Below are 16,628 nucleotides of genomic sequence, written 5' to 3' on the forward strand. Positions count from 1 at the left end.
TTTTCCTTAACGTGTGGCATTTCCTGAGATTCTCTACCATGCTCATAAAACCTCACCATCATGTGTGAGGTTTTTCGTAGTTGCTGATTAATCTCAAGGAAAAAAGGTTATGAAAAAGACGACTGCTATTTTGCTGGGAACGGCGTTTCTGTTTACCACCAATACCTTTGCGGCTGAACTGCTGACGAAAAATGAATTCGAGAAAGTCGAATCGCAGTATGAAAAAATCGGTACGGTAAGCACTTCAAATGAAGTCTCTATTGATGATGCAAAGAAAGAATTGATTGAAAAAGCAGAAAAAGAAGGTGCCGACGTACTGGTGCTCACGTCAGGTAATACCAATAACAAAATTCACGGCACGGCCGATATTTACAAGAAAAAATAATGTCCTGCAGCCATCCCGGATCCGGGGTGGCTGTGCGTCACGCTTTTCCTCTGTAACACCTCTCTCTTCCCCGGCTTCATTTAACCCCCTGTCCTCAGGCCGAAACGCGCGGTTACACTTGCTAACGCAGATATAATGCGTATAGTTCTCATTTGCATTACACATAAACATTTCTAAGGCCCGACAACGGGCTATTTTTGCGCGCACATTTAATGAGTCCATTATGAACAACACCAGAATGCATAAAACACTGCTGGCGCTCGCCATTGGCGCAGTGACCCACGCTGCCCTTGCGGCAGAGGCAAAGCCAGAAGACACCATGGTCGTCCAGTCTGCCACCGGGCCTGATTTCACTCCCGGCGGCGACCAACTGGTACCCGCCTTCCTGGATGGACAGGTGGCAAACGGCGGCCGTCTGGGGATGCTCGGCCAGCAGAATGCCATGGACGTGCCGTTTAATATCATCAGCTACACCTCGAAGCTGGTGGAAGATCAGCAGGCGAAAACCATTGCTGATGTGGTTGCCAACGATGCGGGCGTGCAGTTTGTTCAGGGTTACGGTAACAGCGCCGAAACCTTCCGTATTCGTGGCCTGAAGTTTGACGGCGATGACATGACCTTTGGCGGCCTGTCCGGCGTGCTGCCGCGTCAGGTTGTGGATGCCCAGATGGTCGATCGCATTGAAATTTTCAAAGGGGCAAACTCGCTGATGAACGGCGCGGCAAGCTCCGGCGTGGGCGGGATGATTAACCTTGAGCCAAAACATGCGGGCGACGTCCCGCAGGCGAAAGTGGGCGTGGACTACACCTCCGACTCACAGATTGGCACCACGCTCGATGCTGGCCGACGCTTTGGCGACAACGACCAGTTCGGCGCGCGCGTGAACCTGGTTCACCGGGAAGGGGAAACCGGCGTGCCGAACGACCGCCGCCGCACCACGCTGCTCTCCACCGGTCTGGATTACAAAGGCGACAATTTCCGTACCTCGCTGGATCTGGGCTATCAGAAGAAAACCTTCCACGGCAGCCCGACCAGCGTCAACATTTCCGCCGTGGACTTTGTGCCAGAGCCGCCGAAAAACGATCGTAACTTCTCGCAGAAATGGGCCTACAGTGACATTGAAAACGAGTTCGGGATGTGGCGCAGCGAGTACGACATCACTGACAACTGGACGGCCTATACCGGTCTCGGCGCGCAGCACGCGCACGAAGAGGGGATCTACAGCGCGCCGAAGCTGGTGGACAAGAGCGGTAAGGCCACGGTCAGCCGTCTTGATACCAACCGTATCAGCGATTCCGTCAGCGGTATGGCGGGGATACGCGGTCACTTCACTACCGGCTTTGTCTCGCACAAGGTCAACGTGGGGTATTCCGCGATGACCAAAAACGAAAAAATCGCCTGGAAAATGTCGGCGACGGCGGATAACCCAACCACCAACATTTACCACAACACCGGCGTCGCGATGCCGGACAGCTCCAATTTCAACGGCTCTGGCGGCAAATACAGCGATCCGCTGACCAGCGGGCGCACCCGCACTCAGGGCTGGCTGCTGAGCGATACCCTGGGCGTGCTGGATGACAAGCTGCTGTTTACCGCTGGTGCACGTCATCAGAAAGTGGTCATCCGCGGGTACAACAAAATTACCGGTGCGGAAAACGACGCGGACGGTTTTGACGGCAGCCGCTGGATGCCAACCTACGGTGTGGTTTATAAACCGTGGGAGGAAATTTCGCTCTACGCTAACCACACCGAAGCGCTGCAACCGGGTAAAACCGCGCCCAACACGGCCACCAACTACGGCCAGAGCACCGGTATCGTTCACTCTAAGCAGAATGAAGTGGGCGTGAAGGCGGACTTTGGCCGCGTGGGCGGCTCCCTGGCGCTGTTTGAGATCAAAATGCCGTCGGCGATCCTCGACGACAGCGGTCACTACGGCCTGGACGCTGAGCAGCGTAACCGTGGCGTAGAGCTGAACGTCTTCGGCGAGCCAATGCTCGGGATGCGTCTGAACGCCAGCGCCACCTGGCTGCAGGCCGAGCTGACCAAAACCAAAAACGGCGTGAATCAGGGCAACGATGCCATTGGTGTCCCGAACTTCTACGCCGTGCTGGGCGCAGAGTACGACATCAAACCGATTGAGGGCCTGACGGCTACCGCCCGCGTCAACCACTCCGGCACGCAGTACGCCGACCTCGCGAACAGCAAAAAGCTCGACAGCTATACCACGCTGGATCTGGGCATGCGCTATCGCTTCGCGGTGAACCACAATGAAAACCAGATGACGGTGCGCGCGGGCATCGACAACGTGACTAACGAAAACTACTGGTCCAGCGTTGACGATTCCGGCACCTACATCACGCAGGGCGAACCGCGTACCTTTAAGGTCTCGGTTGGCTACGAGTTCTAAGCGTTCCACCTCGTTATCCGGGGCAGGGATGCCCCCATCCTTCCGTACCTTGTTATAAAATTGTAATAAAAGCTTCTTACACTGGCCTCCAGACCTTTACCTCTTGGCCAATGACAGGAAGCCGCTATGGGCAGACCCCTCAAATCCGTATTTAAAAAAGAACATCGCGACGATATCACTAACCGCAGCGCTAACCCGGTATTCTCCGAGGTTGCGGAGGTATTCCTCTCCCGCCGCCGTTTTTTACAGATGGGCGCCGTGGCGGGTGCTGCCGCTTCATTCCCTTTTCTGATCAAACCTGAAAGCGCCATTGCCGCAGTATCAAAGCCTTCTGCACTGGCAAAAGCGGTTTCCCTGGGCTTTACCAGCATCGACGTATCCACGGAAGATACGGTCAGGGTGCCGGAAGGCTATATCGCCCGTCCGTTTTATCGCTGGGGTGACCCGACGGGGATCAAGAACAACATGCCGGCGTTTAAACAGGATGCCAGCAACACCACCGACGAACAGGCCGTGCAGGCGGGCATGCACCACGACGGGATGGCGTGGTTTAGCCTGCCGCAAGGGAAACAAAACCCGGAACATGGCCTGCTGGCGCTGAATCATGAGTACATCGATAACGGGATGCTGTTTACCGATGGCACGGCCAACTGGAATCTCGACAAGGCCCGCAAGGGGCAGAACGCGATGGGCGTGTCGGTGGTGGAAGTGAAAAAATCGGGCAGCGACTGGCAGGTGGTTCGCCCGTCTTCGTATGCCCGCCGCATTACCGTCAATACGCCGATGCAGCTTACCGGCCCGGCACGGCATCAGGACTTAATGAAAACCGCCGCTGACCCGCAGGGGGAACGCGTGCTGGGCACCATGCAAAACTGCGCCAACGGCCATACGCCGTGGGGCACCTATCTCACCTGCGAGGAGAACTGGTCGGATATTTTTGTCAAAAAAGCCGATCTTAATCCGCTGGAAAAACGCTACGGCATCAGCGACAGCGATGAATCCTACCGCTGGAACGAGGTGGATGACCGCTTCAGCGTCGATAAAACCCCTAACGAACCCAACCGTTTCGGCTGGGTGGTGGAGATTGATCCCTACGATCCCAGCTCCACGCCGCGCAAGCACACCGCTCTGGGCCGCTTCAAGCATGAAGGCGCCGCCGTCACGCTCGCCGCCGATAACCGCGTGGTGGTCTATATGGGGGACGACCAGAAGTTTGAGTACATCTATAAATTCGTCTCGGACAAAAAATACGATCCTGCCAACCGTGAAGCCAATATGCAGCTGCTGACGTCCGGCACGCTGTACGTTGCCCGGTTCAACGAGGAGGGGAGCGGCGACTGGCTGCCGCTGATCTTCGGGCAGAATGGCCTGGATAAAAGCAACGGTTTCGAAAGCCAGGGCGATCTGCTGATCAAAACCCGTCTGGCGGCCGACGTGGTGGGGGCGACGAAAATGGATCGTCCAGAGTGGATTGCGGTCGATCCGCACGCCAGCGGCAGCGTCTACTGTACGCTCACCAACAACAGCGATCGCGGTAAAGAGGGCAAGGCGCCGGTCGATGCCGCCAACCCGCGTGCCAACAACGTGTTTGGTCATATTATGCACTGGCACGAAGAGGGAGCCGATCCGGCCGCCGCTCGCTTTAAGTGGGATATTCTGGTGATGGCCGGGCGTACCGACAGCGACGATCCGAAGGCCAAAGGCTCCATGCAGGGGGCAGCATTCGGCAGCCCGGATGGCCTGTCGTTCGATCACCAGGGCGTGCTGTGGATCCAGACCGATGTCTCTTCCAGCACCATTAATAAGAAAGCGTACGAAGGGATGGGCAATAACCAGATGGTGGCTACCATTCCGGGCACCAATGAGTATCGCCGTTTCCTGACCGGCCCACGCGGGTGTGAAATCACCGGGATTGCGTTTACGCCGGACAACCGCACGCTGTTTATTAACATTCAGCATCCGGGAGAGGGCGGGGATGATATTACCGACCCGGCCAATCCGCGTGCTGTTTCCAACTGGCCAGACGCGAACCCGAACGGGCGTCCGCGTTCGTCGACGGTGGTGATCACCAAAGCGGACGGTGGGATCATCGGTTCGTGACGTTTATCCGCCGGGTGCACGCAGTGGCCCGGCGTTAAACTTGCTACCACCAGCATGAAGTGTTAAAACGTGCCCCTTCTAAAAAAGAGACAGGGGTAGGACGTGAAAGACGCGTCATCCGCTTCAGGCAACGGTAGCGCTGAAGCTTCGTCGGAACAGAACCCGACGCTGCAACGTGGTTTGCAAAATCGACATATTCAGTTAATTGCCCTTGGCGGCGCGATCGGTACCGGGCTGTTCCTGGGTATCGGCCCCGCCATTCAGATGGCTGGCCCGGCGGTCCTGCTGGGGTACGGTATCGCCGGGGTTATCGCCTTCCTGATCATGCGCCAGCTCGGCGAGATGGTCGTCGAAGAGCCGGTGTCAGGCTCGTTCGCTCACTTTGCCTATAAATACTGGGGCCCGTTCGCAGGCTTCCTCTCCGGCTGGAACTACTGGGTGATGTTTGTGCTGGTGGGAATGGCCGAACTGACCGCCGCAGGCATATATATGCAGTACTGGCTGCCCGAGGTGCCAACGTGGGTCTGGGCTGCGGCCTTCTTTATTATCATCAACGCCGTTAACCTCGTGAACGTGCGCCTGTATGGTGAAACCGAGTTCTGGTTCGCGCTGATCAAGGTGCTGGCGATTATCGGCATGATCGGCTTTGGCCTGTGGCTGCTGTTCTCCGGCCACGGCGGCGAGCGGGCCACTCTCGACAACCTCTGGCAGCACGGCGGCTTCCTGGCGACGGGCTGGAAGGGGCTGATCCTGTCGCTGGCGGTGATTATGTTCTCGTTCGGCGGGCTGGAGCTGATTGGGATCACCGCGGCCGAAGCGCGCGATCCGCATAAAAGCATTCCAAAAGCGGTTAACCAGGTGGTGTACCGTATTCTGCTGTTCTACATCGGCTCGCTGGTGGTACTGCTGGCGCTCTACCCGTGGGTGGAAGTGAAGTCCGACAGCAGTCCGTTTGTGATGATTTTCCACGATCTGAACAGCAACGTGGTGGCGTCGGCGCTGAACTTCGTCATTCTGGTGGCGTCGCTGTCGGTCTATAACAGCGGGGTTTACTCCAACAGCCGCATGCTGTTTGGCCTTTCGGTGCAGGGGAACGCCCCGAAATTCCTCACCCGCGTCAGCCGCCGCGGCGTGCCGGTCAACTCTCTGCTGCTTTCCGGGGCCATTACGTCGCTGGTGGTGCTGATCAACTACCTGCTGCCGAAATCCGCCTTTGGTCTGTTGATGGCGCTGGTTGTCGCCACGCTGCTGCTGAACTGGATCATGATCTGCCTGGCGCACCTGCGTTTTCGCGCCGCGATGCGCCGCAAGGGGCGTGAGACGCAGTTTAAGGCGCTGCTCTATCCGGCAGGCAACTACATCTGTATTGCGTTCCTGGCGATGATCCTGGTTCTGATGTGCACCATCGACGACATGCGCCTGTCCGCCATGCTGCTGCCGGTGTGGGTGGTGTTCCTGTTTATCGCGTTTAAGCTCTCTCGAAGGTAAAAGCAAAACGGCAACCTGGTTGCCGTTTTTAATGTTTGCCCCCTCTCCCTGTGGGAGAGGGCCGGGGTGAGGGCACCAGACCGCACCAAACCCGACCGCATCCCGGCCGCACCTGCCTTCACGCCCGGTGGCGCTGCGCTTACCGGGCCTACATGTTGCACTATTAAATCTCAAACGCTATCCGTTTCCCGTTTGGTAACGTTACATCGATGCTTAGCTCCCCTCCAAGCGCACTCACATAGCGTTTGAGCGTTGAAAGTCGGGGGTCGTTTCCCGGCTGTTCGATTTTCGCCACCGTGGGTTGTTTTACCCCCATTGCCGCGGCCAGTTCTGTCTGCGAAATATTGAGCTCTTCCCGCAGTTGGTTCAGCGCAACAATTCTGCGCATTACTTCAACTTTCGCCGCAATGCGCTCCTGACTTTCCGCGCTCTGTTGTGCCATAAGTTCTTTTAGCGTTGCCATATGGCCTCCTTATTCGCCAGATGTCTGTGATACTCAACGTCAGCCAGCGCTATCATCTCTTTATAAAACCGTTTTTGGTTGCAACCGGTTTTGTCCCCGGCACAGAGCACAATTGCTTTGCGGTCAGGATCAAAAGCAAAAAAGGCCCTGATGGGATTTCCTCTGTGCTGAATTCGTAACTCTTTCATGTTCCCAAAGGCTGAAGCCTTCACGGTGTCTACAAACGGCCGCCCAAGTTGCGGACCAAACTCAGAAAGAATATGCATTGCTGCCAGCACATCTTCTTTTAACGCTGTTGTTTGTTCAAAGAACCATTCATCAAATCTGTCTGTTGTCTCGACGTTCCACATCGTTTCTCCTGTAGCTTCCTCGCCTTATTATTTTATAGCCTATTGGCTATAATTCCAATCAGAACACATCTGTTTATCAGGCAAGCCTCTTTATCGTGACCCCCCTCCCAAATCTTCTACGATCCACAGGATCTTTATTTTGTAATCGATTACTTTTTGTTTGAGCCGTTTTGTAATCGATTACTTTTGAGGGTGAGGCTTATCATGGTGTCAACAACTGAAAGTAGTGGAAAGGCGATAGCACCGCACCGGCTGCTGGTGCCGCGTCTGTCGCTGATGATGTTTCTGCAGTTTTTTATCTGGGGTAGCTGGTCGGTCACGCTGGGTCTGGTGATGACCCAGCACAACATGTCGTTGCTGATTGGCGATGCGTTCTCCGCCGGGCCTATCGCCTCTATTCTGTCGCCGTTTGTGCTCGGCATGCTGGTGGATCGCTTCTTCGCTTCGCAAAAGGTGATGGCGGTGATGCATCTGGCCGGGGCAGCAATCCTCTGGTTTGTGCCGGGCGCGCTGATTGCTGAAAACGGTGCGCTGCTGATTGGCTTGCTGTTTGGTTACACGCTCTGCTATATGCCGACGCTGGCGCTGACCAACAATATCGCCTTTCACAGCCTGGCGAACGTGGATAAAACCTTCCCGGTGGTGCGCGTGTTCGGCACTATCGGCTGGATTGTGGCGGGCATTTTCATCGGCGTCACCGGCGTGGCGGCAAGCGTCACCATCTTCCAGGTGGCGGCAGTCAGCTCCGTGCTGCTGGCTCTCTACAGCCTGACGCTACCGCACACGCCTGCTCCCGCGAAAGGGCTGCCGGTGCAGGTTCGCGATCTCTTCTGCGCGGATGCGTTTGCGCTGCTTAAAACCCGCCACTTTTTCGTCTTTTCCGTCTGCGCGATGCTGATCTCCGTCCCGCTGGGGACCTACTACGCCTACACCGCCTCGTATCTGGCGGATGCGGGTATTGCGGACGTCAGTACCGCCATGTCGTTCGGGCAGATGTCGGAGATCTTCTTCATGCTGGTCATTCCGCTGCTGTTCCGCCGCCTGGGCGTGAAAATCATGCTGCTGATCGGCATGCTGGCGTGGTTTGTGCGCTACGCCATGTTTGCGCTGGGCGTGAGTGAAGAGGGGCGCATCCTGCTCTATCTCGGCATTCTGCTGCACGGCGTCTGCTACGATTTCTTCTTTGTCGTCGGCTTTATCTATACCGACCGGGTCGCAGGCGAAAAGGTCAAAGGTCAGGCGCAGAGCATGATCGTGATGTTCACCTACGGCATCGGCATGCTGCTTGGCTCACAGATATCCGGCGCGCTCTATAACCGCCTGGTGGCCGGGCAGGCCGTTCCGCAGGCGTGGGTCACGTTCTGGTGGATCCCGGCGGTGGCTGCCGCGGCGATCGCGCTGATTTTCCTTCTCACGTTTAAGTATGACGATGACAAGGCGTAATGTTCTGGAGGTGGTATGAGAACGATTAAGGGACCGGGTATTTTTCTGTCGCAGTTTATTGGTGTTAATGCACCATTCAACACGCTCGACGGGCTGGCGGGCTGGGCGGCAGCGATGGGCTATAAGGCGGTGCAGATCCCCTGTAACCATCCGGCTATTTTTGATGTGCAGAAAGCGGCTGAAAGCCAGACCTATTGTGATGACATCACCGGCACGCTGGCGGAGCTCGGGCTGGTGATCAGCGAGCTGTCGACCCATCTGGAAGGCCAGCTTGTGGCGGTAAACCCGGTGTACAGTGACGCGTTTGACCACTTCGCCCCTGTAGCCGTACGCGGCAATGAGGCCGCCCGGCAGGCATGGGCCACAGAAAAACTGAAACAGGCCGCTGTGGCCTCGGCGAGATTAGGCCTGAAGGCGCACGCCACCTTCTCCGGCTCGCTGGCATGGCCGTTTTTCTACCCGTGGCCGCCGCACAATGAGCAGCGTTTTCAGGCGGCGTTCCAGGAACTGGCAACCCGCTGGCGCCCGATTCTGGACGCCTTTGACGAGCAGGGCGTGAACGTCTGCTTTGAGCTGCATCCGGGGGAAGATCTGCACGATGGAGTGACCTTTGAGCGTTTTCTGGCGCTTGTTGATAACCACCCGCGCTGCAACATTCTCTACGACCCAAGCCATATGCTGCTCCAGCAGATGGACTACCTGACCTTTATCGACATCTACCATGCGCGTATTAAAGCGTTTCACGTGAAGGATGCCGAGTTTCGCCCCAACGGGCGCAGCGGCGTGTACGGCGGCTACCAGCCGTGGCTCAACCGGGCCGGGCGGTTCCGCTCACTGGGGGACGGGCAGATCGACTTCAAAGGCATCTTCAGCAAGCTGACCCAGTACGACTACGACGGCTGGGCGGTGCTGGAGTGGGAGTGCTGCCTGAAGGATGGTGATACCGGCGCGAGGGAAGGCAGCGAGTTTATCCGCCGCCACATCATTCCGGTCTCCGGGCGCGCGTTTGATGATTTTGCCGCAGGGGGTAACGATGATTAACGTCGGCATTATCGGCAGCGGGTTTATCGGCCCGGCGCATATCGAGGCGCTTCGGCGTCTCGGGTTTGTGCAGGTGGTGGCGCTCTGCGACGGTACGTTTGCCGAGGCGCAGGCAAAAGCGCGTCAGCTTAACGTGCCGCACGCCTTCGACAGCGTGGAGGCGTTGCTTGCACATCCGGATTTACACGTGGTGCACAACTGCACGCCAAACCATCTGCACGCGGAGATTAACCGCCAGATCCTGCGCGCGGGAAAGCACGTATTCTCCGAGAAGCCGCTGTGCATGACCCCGGACGAAGCGCGTGAGCTGGTAGCGCTGGCGGAGCAGGCAGGGGTGATCCACGGCGTCAGCTTTGTCTATCGCCAGTTTGCCATGGTGCGCCAGGCCGCAAGCATGATGAGGGCGGGTAGCATCGGGCGGATCTTCGCCGCGCACGGCAGCTATCTGCAGGACTGGATGCTGCTGGAAACGGACTACAACTGGCGGGTGGATGCGGCCCTGGGCGGTGCGTCGCGCGCGGTGGCGGATATCGGTTCGCACTGGTGTGACACGGTGCAGTTTGTTACCGGGCGGCGCATCACCGAGGTGATGGCCGATTTATCCATCGTCTGGCCGACGCGCAAGGCAAACGTGGCAGGCAATCACACCTTCACACATGACGAAAACGCGCAGTATGAAGACAAGCGGGTCACCACCGAAGACGTTGGCTCAGTCCTGTTCCGCTTTGACGACGGCAGCAAAGGCTGCTTTAGCGTTTCGCAGGTGAGCGCCGGGCGCAAAAACCGTCTGACGTTTGAAATCAACGGCAGCGAACGGTCGGTGGCATGGGATCAGGAGGTGCCGCAACAGCTGTGGATTGGCCACCGCGCGCAGGCCAATCAGACGCTCAGTGACGATCCGGGTCTGATGAACCGCGATGTGGCCGACAGCGCTCACTTCCCCGGCGGACACATCGAAGGCTGGCCCGATGCGTTTAAAAACATGATGGCGCAGTTTTACCGTGCCGTGCAGGCCGGCGTGATGTCCGAACGGCCGGCGTTTGCGACGTTCCACGACGGGGCGAACGTGATGTATATCATTGATGCCATTGTGAAAAGCCATCAGCAGCAGCGCTGGGTTCGTGTGCAAGCGTAACGCGTTGCCCGGTTCGCCGGGCAACGAATTTATGGTAGCCTGCATAAAACGTTAACCGCAGGAAGTGCCGTCGCTATGTCAATTCAGAAAATCGCTCAGCTTGCCGGAGTGTCCGTGGCAACGGTCTCGCGCGTGCTTAACAACAGCGATACCGTGAAGGCGAAAAACCGCGAGCGCGTCCTGCAGGCCATTAAAGAGAGCAATTACCAGCCCAACCTGCTGGCACGCCAGCTGCGCACCGCGCGCAGCTATATGATCCTGGTGATGGTCTCGAATATCGCCAACCCGTTCTGTGCCGAAGTGGTGAAGGGCATTGAAGAGGAAGCCGAGAAGAACGGCTACCGTATTTTGCTGTGCAATTCCGGGTCTGATATCGAACGCTCCCGCTCGGGGTTAAGCCTGCTGTCGGGCAAAATCGTCGACGGCATTATCACCATGGATGCCTTCTCAAAATTGCCTGAACTTGCTGCCCTGATCGGCTCCGCGCCGTGGGTGCAGTGCGCCGAATACGCCGATGCCGGAACGGTCTCCTGCGTGGGCATCAATGATGTGGACGCGTCACAACATGCCATCAGCCAGCTTGTCGACGGCGGACGCAAACGTATCGCGATGATCAATCACGATCTCAGCTACAAATATGCCCGCCTGCGCGAACGCGGTTACAAAAGCGTGCTCCACCTGCGGGATCTGGATTATCAGGCGGTGGAATATGCCCGCGATCTCAGCTCCAGCGCGGGCATGGCGGCGATGCAAAATCTGCTGAAGGACAACCCGCCGGACGCGGTATTTGCCGTGTCCGATACCCTTGCGGCAGGGGCGCTGCGTGCCATACAGCAGGTGGGGCTGCGTGTGCCGGAGGATATCGCGGTGGTAGGGTTTGACGGTACGGAGCTGGCGGAGATGATCTCGCTGACCACCATTGAACAGCCTTCGCGGGATATCGGGCGCAAGGCAGTCGATCTGCTGTTGAATAAAATCGATAACCCGGATGCGCCCACGGAGAGGGTGATGCTGGACTGGCGCTTTATTTCCCGCGCCAGTACCTGATTATTGTGCGATGCCGCCCGCCAGGGAGCGAATATCGTTCCCGGTGGGGGACTGATGAATACGCAGACCAAATTCATCCACCACGGCAAAAATATGGTCGAAGATATCAGCCTGAATCTCTTCATATTCCGCCCAGACCACCGTGTTGGTGAAGGCATATATTTCAATCGGCAGACCATTTGCGTCAGGCGCCAGCTGGCGCACCATCAGCGTCATATCTTTACGAATACGCGGGTGGTTACGCAGATATTCATTCAGATAGGCGCGGAAGGTGCCGATATTGGTCATCTTGCGCAGGTTTAATACCGATTCCCCTTCACCGTTTTGCTGATTCCACAGGTTTATTTCCTCATGACGCGCGGCCAGATAAGGCTTAAGCAGTTTCGCCTGAATCAGCTTCTGCTGCTCCTGCTCGTCGAGGAAGTGAATGCTGGTGGTGTCGATATTCAGGCTGCGCTTAATGCGTCGCCCGCCGGAGGCAGACATGCCGCTCCAGTTGATGAACGCGTCGGAGACCAGCGCCCACGTCGGAATGGTGGTGATGGTGTTATCGAAGTTGCGGACTTTAACCGTGGTGAGACCAATGTCCGTCACCGTGCCGTTAGCGCCGTATTTCGGCATCTCCAGCCAGTCGCCGAGCTTGAGCATATCGTTAGCGGAGAGCTGAATACCGGCGACCAGCCCCAGAATCGGGTCTTTAAACACCAGCATGAGTACCGCTGCCATGGCCCCCAGGCCGCTTATCAGAATGGCGGGTGACTGGCCGATCAGCAGGGAGATAATTAAGATCCCCACCAGAATGGCGCTCACCAGCTTGATCCCCTGGAAGATCCCCTTCAGCGGCAGCTGTGAGGCGGTCGCCATTTTCTGCGACAGATTAAAAATCACGTCCAGCAGCGAGAAGAAAGAGAGCAGGGCATACACCATCACCCACAGCTTCGCGCAGGTGGTGAGCATTTCCGCTGCTTCGCTGCCTTTTTGCAGCCACAGTACCGCCTGAACGTTGACGATTATCCCCTGAAGGGTAAACGCCAGGCGGTGAAATAACTTGTTCTGAGTAATGATCTGCAACCACAAATGGCTGCTGGCCTGCGCACGTTTCTCAAAAGCGCGGAGCACCACTTTGTGCAGAATAAAATGAACAATGATGGCGGTAAGAAAAATAATACCAAAGATAATCACTAACGAGGTGGTGTGATTAATTTCAATCCCTAACTCTTCAACCTGAGCAATTAATTCCTGCATAACGTCTCCTGTATTGATGCAGCCCCATAATGGCGGCTGCGGATCTATTATGCAAATTCGCGGCTTATTTGGTGGCGTGGCAGGTTTTCACCACCGGCAGGCACAGACGATGGCGCATACGTAACGTTGCCAGCCCCAGCACGATCATCATGCCGGTTTCCACGGCGAGGAAGACGTTAATCGCCTGGGTGTAATCGCCGTGGTGGTTTTGCAGCGCGTGCAGCAGGATCGCACCAAAAATCGCCGGGCCAAGCCCCAGGGCGGCCTGCTGCAGCGTACTTAAAATCGCGCTGGCCGCCCCGGCATCGTCAGGCTGAATGTCGCGCATCCCGATGCGGTAGAAGCTGTTGACGATCAGCGCCTGCCCATAGCCAACCAGCCCGGTTGCCGGTGCCAGCGTCAGCGCCGTGTTGTCCATGCCCCAGAGACGGAAGGTGGCAATCAGCGCCAGCAGGCCGATAATCTGAATCGCCAGCCCGGTCAGCAGAATCGAGCTGGTGCTGTAGCGGGCAATCAGACGCGGGGCAAACCATGCCGATATAAAGTAGGTCACCCCCAGGGCGATAAAACTGTTCCCCGACTGCCACGGTGCCATTCCCAGACCGGTTTGCATGGTCAGCGCCATACAGAACATAAACCCGGACCAGACGCTGAAAAAGAGCAGCGCAATCAGCACGCCAAAGCGGATGCTGCGAAGCTGCATCAGACGCGGCGGGATCAGCGGATGGGCATCCTCACGCTCTTTTTTACGGGCATTTAAGACCATCAGATACCCCAGCGGGATAATCGCCATCAGTGCGGCCTTCAGCGGCCAGGACCAGTGCCACTGCGGGCCGAGGGCCATCGGAAACAGCAGGCAGCAGAGAATGACGGCCAGCAGGACGGTGCCCGTCCAGTCAATGCGCGACGGGGTTTCGCGACGGGTTTCCGGCACATAGCGACGGCTCAAGCCCAGAACCACCAGACAGATGGGCACGTTGATAAAGAAGGCGTTACGCCAGCCCAGCCCGGCGATATCTGCCGACACCAGCCAGCCGCCGCCCATCTGCCCGACGATAAACGCAATGCCGCCGATACCGCCAAACAGGCTGATCGCTTTCGCATGGGCCGTGCCTTTTAGCGTCACGTGCAGCGTGGCGAGGATTTGCGGCACGATCAGCGCCGCTCCTGCGCCCTGAATGATGCGCGCGGCAAGCAGTTGCTCAATGGTTCCCGCCATTCCGCACAGCAGCGACGCCAGGCCAAAACTTGCCACGCCCCACATAAACAGACGACGGCGCCCGAGGTTATCCCCGAGCTTGCTGCCAAGGGCAAGGCAGACGGCGAAGGCCACGCCGTAGAGCGCGACAATCAGCTCCAGTTCGGTGGCGGTGGCGTGCAAGGAGTGGGTGATAGCGTCCAGCGCCACGTTGGTGATCGAGGTATCAATCAGCGGCAGCATCTGGCCGGTTAACAGCAATATCAGGCCTGCGCGACCCGGTGAAACAACTGACGTATTCATGGTAACTCCATTGCGTCATTCAACAGATGGTCGTAGCATCAACGATCTGATAAACGGGTACCAGTTCTTGCTTATACTGGTACTGGCACTACCATGCAGGGGGAGTTATGGCGCTGATGTCTGAACCTGTTGTCTCACTCAAGGACGACACGCGAAAACAGCTGGGGGCATTTTTACGCGCCCGGCGTGAGAGCCTTGATCCACAGCGTCTTGGATTGCCGCGCAGCGGCCGCCGCCGCACGCCGGGGCTGCGCCGTGAAGAGGTGGCTTTGCTGGCTGACGTGGGCGTGACCTGGTACACGTGGCTGGAGCAGGGCAGAGATGTTAATCCCTCCAGCACCGTGATGGCGGCAGTGGCAAAAGCGCTGCAATGCACCCCGACCGAGACGCGCCATCTGTTTGTGCTGGCCGGATTGCCGCCGGGTGAAGCGCCACAGGCGACGGGCTGCGAGGGGATCAGCGAGGGCACGCGTCGCCTGCTTGATACCCTCATGCCGAAACCCGCCAGCATCCAGAAACCCAACTTCGATATCGTGGCGTGGAACGACAGCTTCGGGCACTTAATGGGCGTCGATTTCAATGCGATCCCGCCGGAAGATCGCAACTGTATTTATCTTTTCCTCACCCATCCCGCATGGCGTGCGCGGCTTGGCAAGCGTGACGACGTGCTGCCGATCTTTGTCTCCTATTTCCGCGCGGCGATGGCCGAGCACCGGGGCGATCCGCTGTGGGAAGCTAAACTGGCGCGATTCTTTGCGGTGTCTGAAGAATTTAAAACCCTGTGGCATCAGCGCAACGACGTGCGCGGAGTGGAGAATCAGCTCAAGCTGTTTACCCATCCTGAGCTGGGCGAGTTTACCCTGCAGCAGATGTACTGGTACTCTGCACCGCGTAATGGATCGCGGCTGCTGGTCTATCTGCCGGTGGATGACGCGGGGGAGCGGGCGATGGAATGGCTGGCGGAGCAGGCAAAATGAAGGTAACCCGAAAACAGGAGCGGCTTTTGCGCCGCGCGCTCAACGAGTGGCAGCAGGAAGGCACATTAAGCGCTGACGAACATCAGCGTCTGGCGGGCACCTTGACACGCGTCACCATGGACTGGCAGCGGCTCAGCCGCTATGCCTTCTGGACGGCGCTGGCCTGCGTGATCATCGCTATCGGCAGCCTGTTCTCCGACAGTGAATTGATGGCGCGCATTATTGCATTCTTCTCTTTCTCCTCCATCGCCCGCATCGGGCTGCCTGCGCTGGTTGCCGTGCTGTTTTATCTGTGGGGCTTCAGCCGACAGCGTCGGGAAACCCAGTGGCATTACAGCACTGAAGCCATGCTTTTTCTCGGCGTGCTCTTTACCGCCATCGCGCTCTGGCAACTCGGGGAGCGTCTGGATAACGGCAGCGGCCATATCGCACCGCTGTTCCTGGCGGGATGTGCGGTTTACGGGCTGGTGGGCTTCTTTGGTCGCTCTGGCCTGGTGTGGCTGTTTTTCCTGCTCTCACTCGGTAACTGGTTTGGTGCGGAGACGGGCTATATGTCCGGCTGGGGCGCCTACTGGCTGGGAATGAACTACCCGGTACGCTTTATCTTCTTCGGCGGTGCGCTGCTGGCACTGTGCTGGCTGCTGCGCGGAAGGCTGCAGGCGCGCCATCTATACACGACCAGCAAAGCGATGGGGCTCACGTATCTGTTTGTCGCCCTGTGGATCATGTCGATTTTCGGCAACTACGATATCGATAACTGGTATGGCGTTACGCAGGCTTCGCTGCTGCCGTGGGCGCTGCTGTTCGCCGTGGCGGCGGTGCTCTGCATTTACATCAGCCTTAAAACCGACGACGGCATGCTGCGCGGTTTTGGCCTGACCTTCCTCGCCATTAACCTCTACACCCGCTACTTCGAATACTTCTGGGACGGGATGAACAAAGTGGTGTTCTTCCTGCTCCTCGCGGCGTCGCTGGCGGTGATTGGGCGCTATGCAGAACGAATCTGGCACGCCGGTAACCCGGCCAGGTAAGTTTTTTGCGAGAAG

Annotated in this window: 14 protein-coding genes; 10 read left to right on the forward strand and 4 right to left on the reverse strand. The window is 57.6% G+C overall.

From position 1 onward, the window contains the following. Positions 1 to 109 precede the first annotated feature (109 nt). The 4 genes from yahO to pheP all read left to right on the forward strand — a co-directional run bounded on the left by yahO (position 110) and on the right by pheP (position 6,380). Complete coding sequence (gene yahO / locus ACQG19_RS06220; protein WP_246931611.1) at positions 110 to 385, forward strand: DUF1471 family periplasmic protein YahO; 276 nt, start codon at positions 110 to 112, stop codon at positions 383 to 385. A 223-nt stretch (positions 386 to 608) separates the two neighbouring features. Further along, positions 609 to 2,792: a TonB-dependent receptor gene (locus ACQG19_RS06225; protein ID WP_058651674.1), complete on the forward strand. Its 2,184-nt coding sequence runs from the start codon at positions 609 to 611 to the stop codon at positions 2,790 to 2,792. 126 nt (positions 2,793 to 2,918) lie between these two features. Beyond that, positions 2,919 to 4,892: a PhoX family protein gene (locus ACQG19_RS06230; protein ID WP_057071947.1), complete on the forward strand. Its 1,974-nt coding sequence runs from the start codon at positions 2,919 to 2,921 to the stop codon at positions 4,890 to 4,892. A gap of 102 nt (positions 4,893 to 4,994) precedes the next feature. Then, positions 4,995 to 6,380 carry a phenylalanine transporter gene (gene pheP / locus ACQG19_RS06235; RefSeq protein WP_040021452.1) on the forward strand — a complete coding sequence of 462 codons (1,386 nt, stop codon included), beginning with the start codon at positions 4,995 to 4,997 and terminating at the stop codon, positions 6,378 to 6,380. Positions 6,381 to 6,543: 163 nt separating this feature from the next. On the opposite strand, the gene ACQG19_RS06240 is transcribed toward pheP, so the two are convergent. Together ACQG19_RS06240 and ACQG19_RS06245 are read right to left on the reverse strand one after the other, a co-directional pair. Continuing rightward, entirely contained in the window at positions 6,544 to 6,843 is a 300-nt protein-coding gene (locus ACQG19_RS06240; protein WP_013097693.1) for a helix-turn-helix domain-containing protein, read from the reverse strand. Then, positions 6,831 to 7,193, reverse strand: a complete 363-nt coding sequence (locus tag ACQG19_RS06245; RefSeq protein WP_013097692.1) for a type II toxin-antitoxin system RelE/ParE family toxin — start codon at positions 7,191 to 7,193, stop codon at positions 6,831 to 6,833. Before ACQG19_RS06245 ends, ACQG19_RS06240 begins: the two co-directional genes overlap by 13 nt. A 204-nt stretch (positions 7,194 to 7,397) precedes the next feature. On the opposite strand from ACQG19_RS06245, the gene ACQG19_RS06250 reads away from it, so the two are divergent. The 4 genes from ACQG19_RS06250 (at position 7,398) to ACQG19_RS06265 (ending at position 11,859) form a co-directional block, all read left to right on the forward strand. Further along, positions 7,398 to 8,636: an MFS transporter gene (locus tag ACQG19_RS06250; RefSeq protein ID WP_029882613.1), complete on the forward strand. Its 1,239-nt coding sequence runs from the start codon at positions 7,398 to 7,400 to the stop codon at positions 8,634 to 8,636. A gap of 15 nt (positions 8,637 to 8,651) precedes the next feature. Then, positions 8,652 to 9,677: a sugar phosphate isomerase/epimerase family protein gene (locus tag ACQG19_RS06255; protein WP_246931610.1), complete on the forward strand. Its 1,026-nt coding sequence runs from the start codon at positions 8,652 to 8,654 to the stop codon at positions 9,675 to 9,677. After that, the gene (locus tag ACQG19_RS06260; RefSeq protein ID WP_246931609.1) at positions 9,670 to 10,812 is read left to right on the forward strand and encodes a Gfo/Idh/MocA family protein; all 1,143 of its coding nucleotides are present in this window, start codon (positions 9,670 to 9,672) and stop codon (positions 10,810 to 10,812) included. Before ACQG19_RS06255 ends, ACQG19_RS06260 begins: the two co-directional genes overlap by 8 nt. 75 nt (positions 10,813 to 10,887) lie before the next feature. Next, a complete protein-coding gene (locus ACQG19_RS06265; RefSeq protein WP_038418845.1) occupies positions 10,888 to 11,859 on the forward strand; it encodes a LacI family DNA-binding transcriptional regulator in 972 nt (323 codons plus the stop codon). Here the strand turns inward: ACQG19_RS06265 and ACQG19_RS06270 are convergent, their stop codons facing one another. Beyond that, on the reverse strand, positions 11,860 to 13,104 hold the full coding sequence (locus ACQG19_RS06270; RefSeq protein ID WP_020689363.1) for a mechanosensitive ion channel family protein: 1,245 nt from the start codon (positions 13,102 to 13,104) through the stop codon (positions 11,860 to 11,862). 64 nt (positions 13,105 to 13,168) lie between these two features. Then, positions 13,169 to 14,605 carry an MFS transporter gene (locus tag ACQG19_RS06275; RefSeq protein ID WP_029882609.1) on the reverse strand — a complete coding sequence of 479 codons (1,437 nt, stop codon included), beginning with the start codon at positions 14,603 to 14,605 and terminating at the stop codon, positions 13,169 to 13,171. A 107-nt stretch (positions 14,606 to 14,712) separates the two neighbouring features. Between ACQG19_RS06275 and ACQG19_RS06280 the strand changes: the two genes are divergently transcribed. Further along, positions 14,713 to 15,582 (forward strand): helix-turn-helix transcriptional regulator, encoded by an 870-nt coding sequence (locus tag ACQG19_RS06280; RefSeq protein WP_013097685.1) that lies wholly within the window; start codon positions 14,713 to 14,715, stop codon positions 15,580 to 15,582. Further along, positions 15,579 to 16,613 carry a hypothetical protein gene (locus tag ACQG19_RS06285; RefSeq protein ID WP_044158814.1) on the forward strand — a complete coding sequence of 345 codons (1,035 nt, stop codon included), beginning with the start codon at positions 15,579 to 15,581 and terminating at the stop codon, positions 16,611 to 16,613. The genes ACQG19_RS06280 and ACQG19_RS06285 overlap by 4 nt, the downstream gene beginning before the upstream one ends. Positions 16,614 to 16,628: the final 15 nt, after the last annotated feature.

The sequence above is a fragment of the Enterobacter cloacae complex sp. 277I4 genome (assembly GCF_050031465.1).
GTDB lineage: Bacteria > Pseudomonadota > Gammaproteobacteria > Enterobacterales > Enterobacteriaceae > Enterobacter > Enterobacter cloacae.

Coding starts and splice junctions, on each gene's coding strand:
- yahO (WP_246931611.1), top strand. CDS start 110: ATGAAAAAGACGACTGCTATTTTGCTGGGAACGGCGTTTCTGTTTACC.
- ACQG19_RS06225 (WP_058651674.1), top strand. CDS start 609: ATGAACAACACCAGAATGCATAAAACACTGCTGGCGCTCGCCATTGGC.
- ACQG19_RS06230 (WP_057071947.1), top strand. CDS start 2,919: ATGGGCAGACCCCTCAAATCCGTATTTAAAAAAGAACATCGCGACGAT.
- ACQG19_RS06240 (WP_013097693.1), bottom strand. CDS start 6,843: ATGGCAACGCTAAAAGAACTTATGGCACAACAGAGCGCGGAAAGTCAG.
- ACQG19_RS06245 (WP_013097692.1), bottom strand. CDS start 7,193: ATGTGGAACGTCGAGACAACAGACAGATTTGATGAATGGTTCTTTGAA.
- ACQG19_RS06250 (WP_029882613.1), top strand. CDS start 7,398: ATGGTGTCAACAACTGAAAGTAGTGGAAAGGCGATAGCACCGCACCGG.
- ACQG19_RS06255 (WP_246931610.1), top strand. CDS start 8,652: ATGAGAACGATTAAGGGACCGGGTATTTTTCTGTCGCAGTTTATTGGT.
- ACQG19_RS06260 (WP_246931609.1), top strand. CDS start 9,670: ATGATTAACGTCGGCATTATCGGCAGCGGGTTTATCGGCCCGGCGCAT.
- ACQG19_RS06265 (WP_038418845.1), top strand. CDS start 10,888: ATGTCAATTCAGAAAATCGCTCAGCTTGCCGGAGTGTCCGTGGCAACG.
- ACQG19_RS06270 (WP_020689363.1), bottom strand. CDS start 13,104: ATGCAGGAATTAATTGCTCAGGTTGAAGAGTTAGGGATTGAAATTAAT.
- ACQG19_RS06275 (WP_029882609.1), bottom strand. CDS start 14,605: ATGAATACGTCAGTTGTTTCACCGGGTCGCGCAGGCCTGATATTGCTG.
- ACQG19_RS06280 (WP_013097685.1), top strand. CDS start 14,713: ATGGCGCTGATGTCTGAACCTGTTGTCTCACTCAAGGACGACACGCGA.
- ACQG19_RS06285 (WP_044158814.1), top strand. CDS start 15,579: ATGAAGGTAACCCGAAAACAGGAGCGGCTTTTGCGCCGCGCGCTCAAC.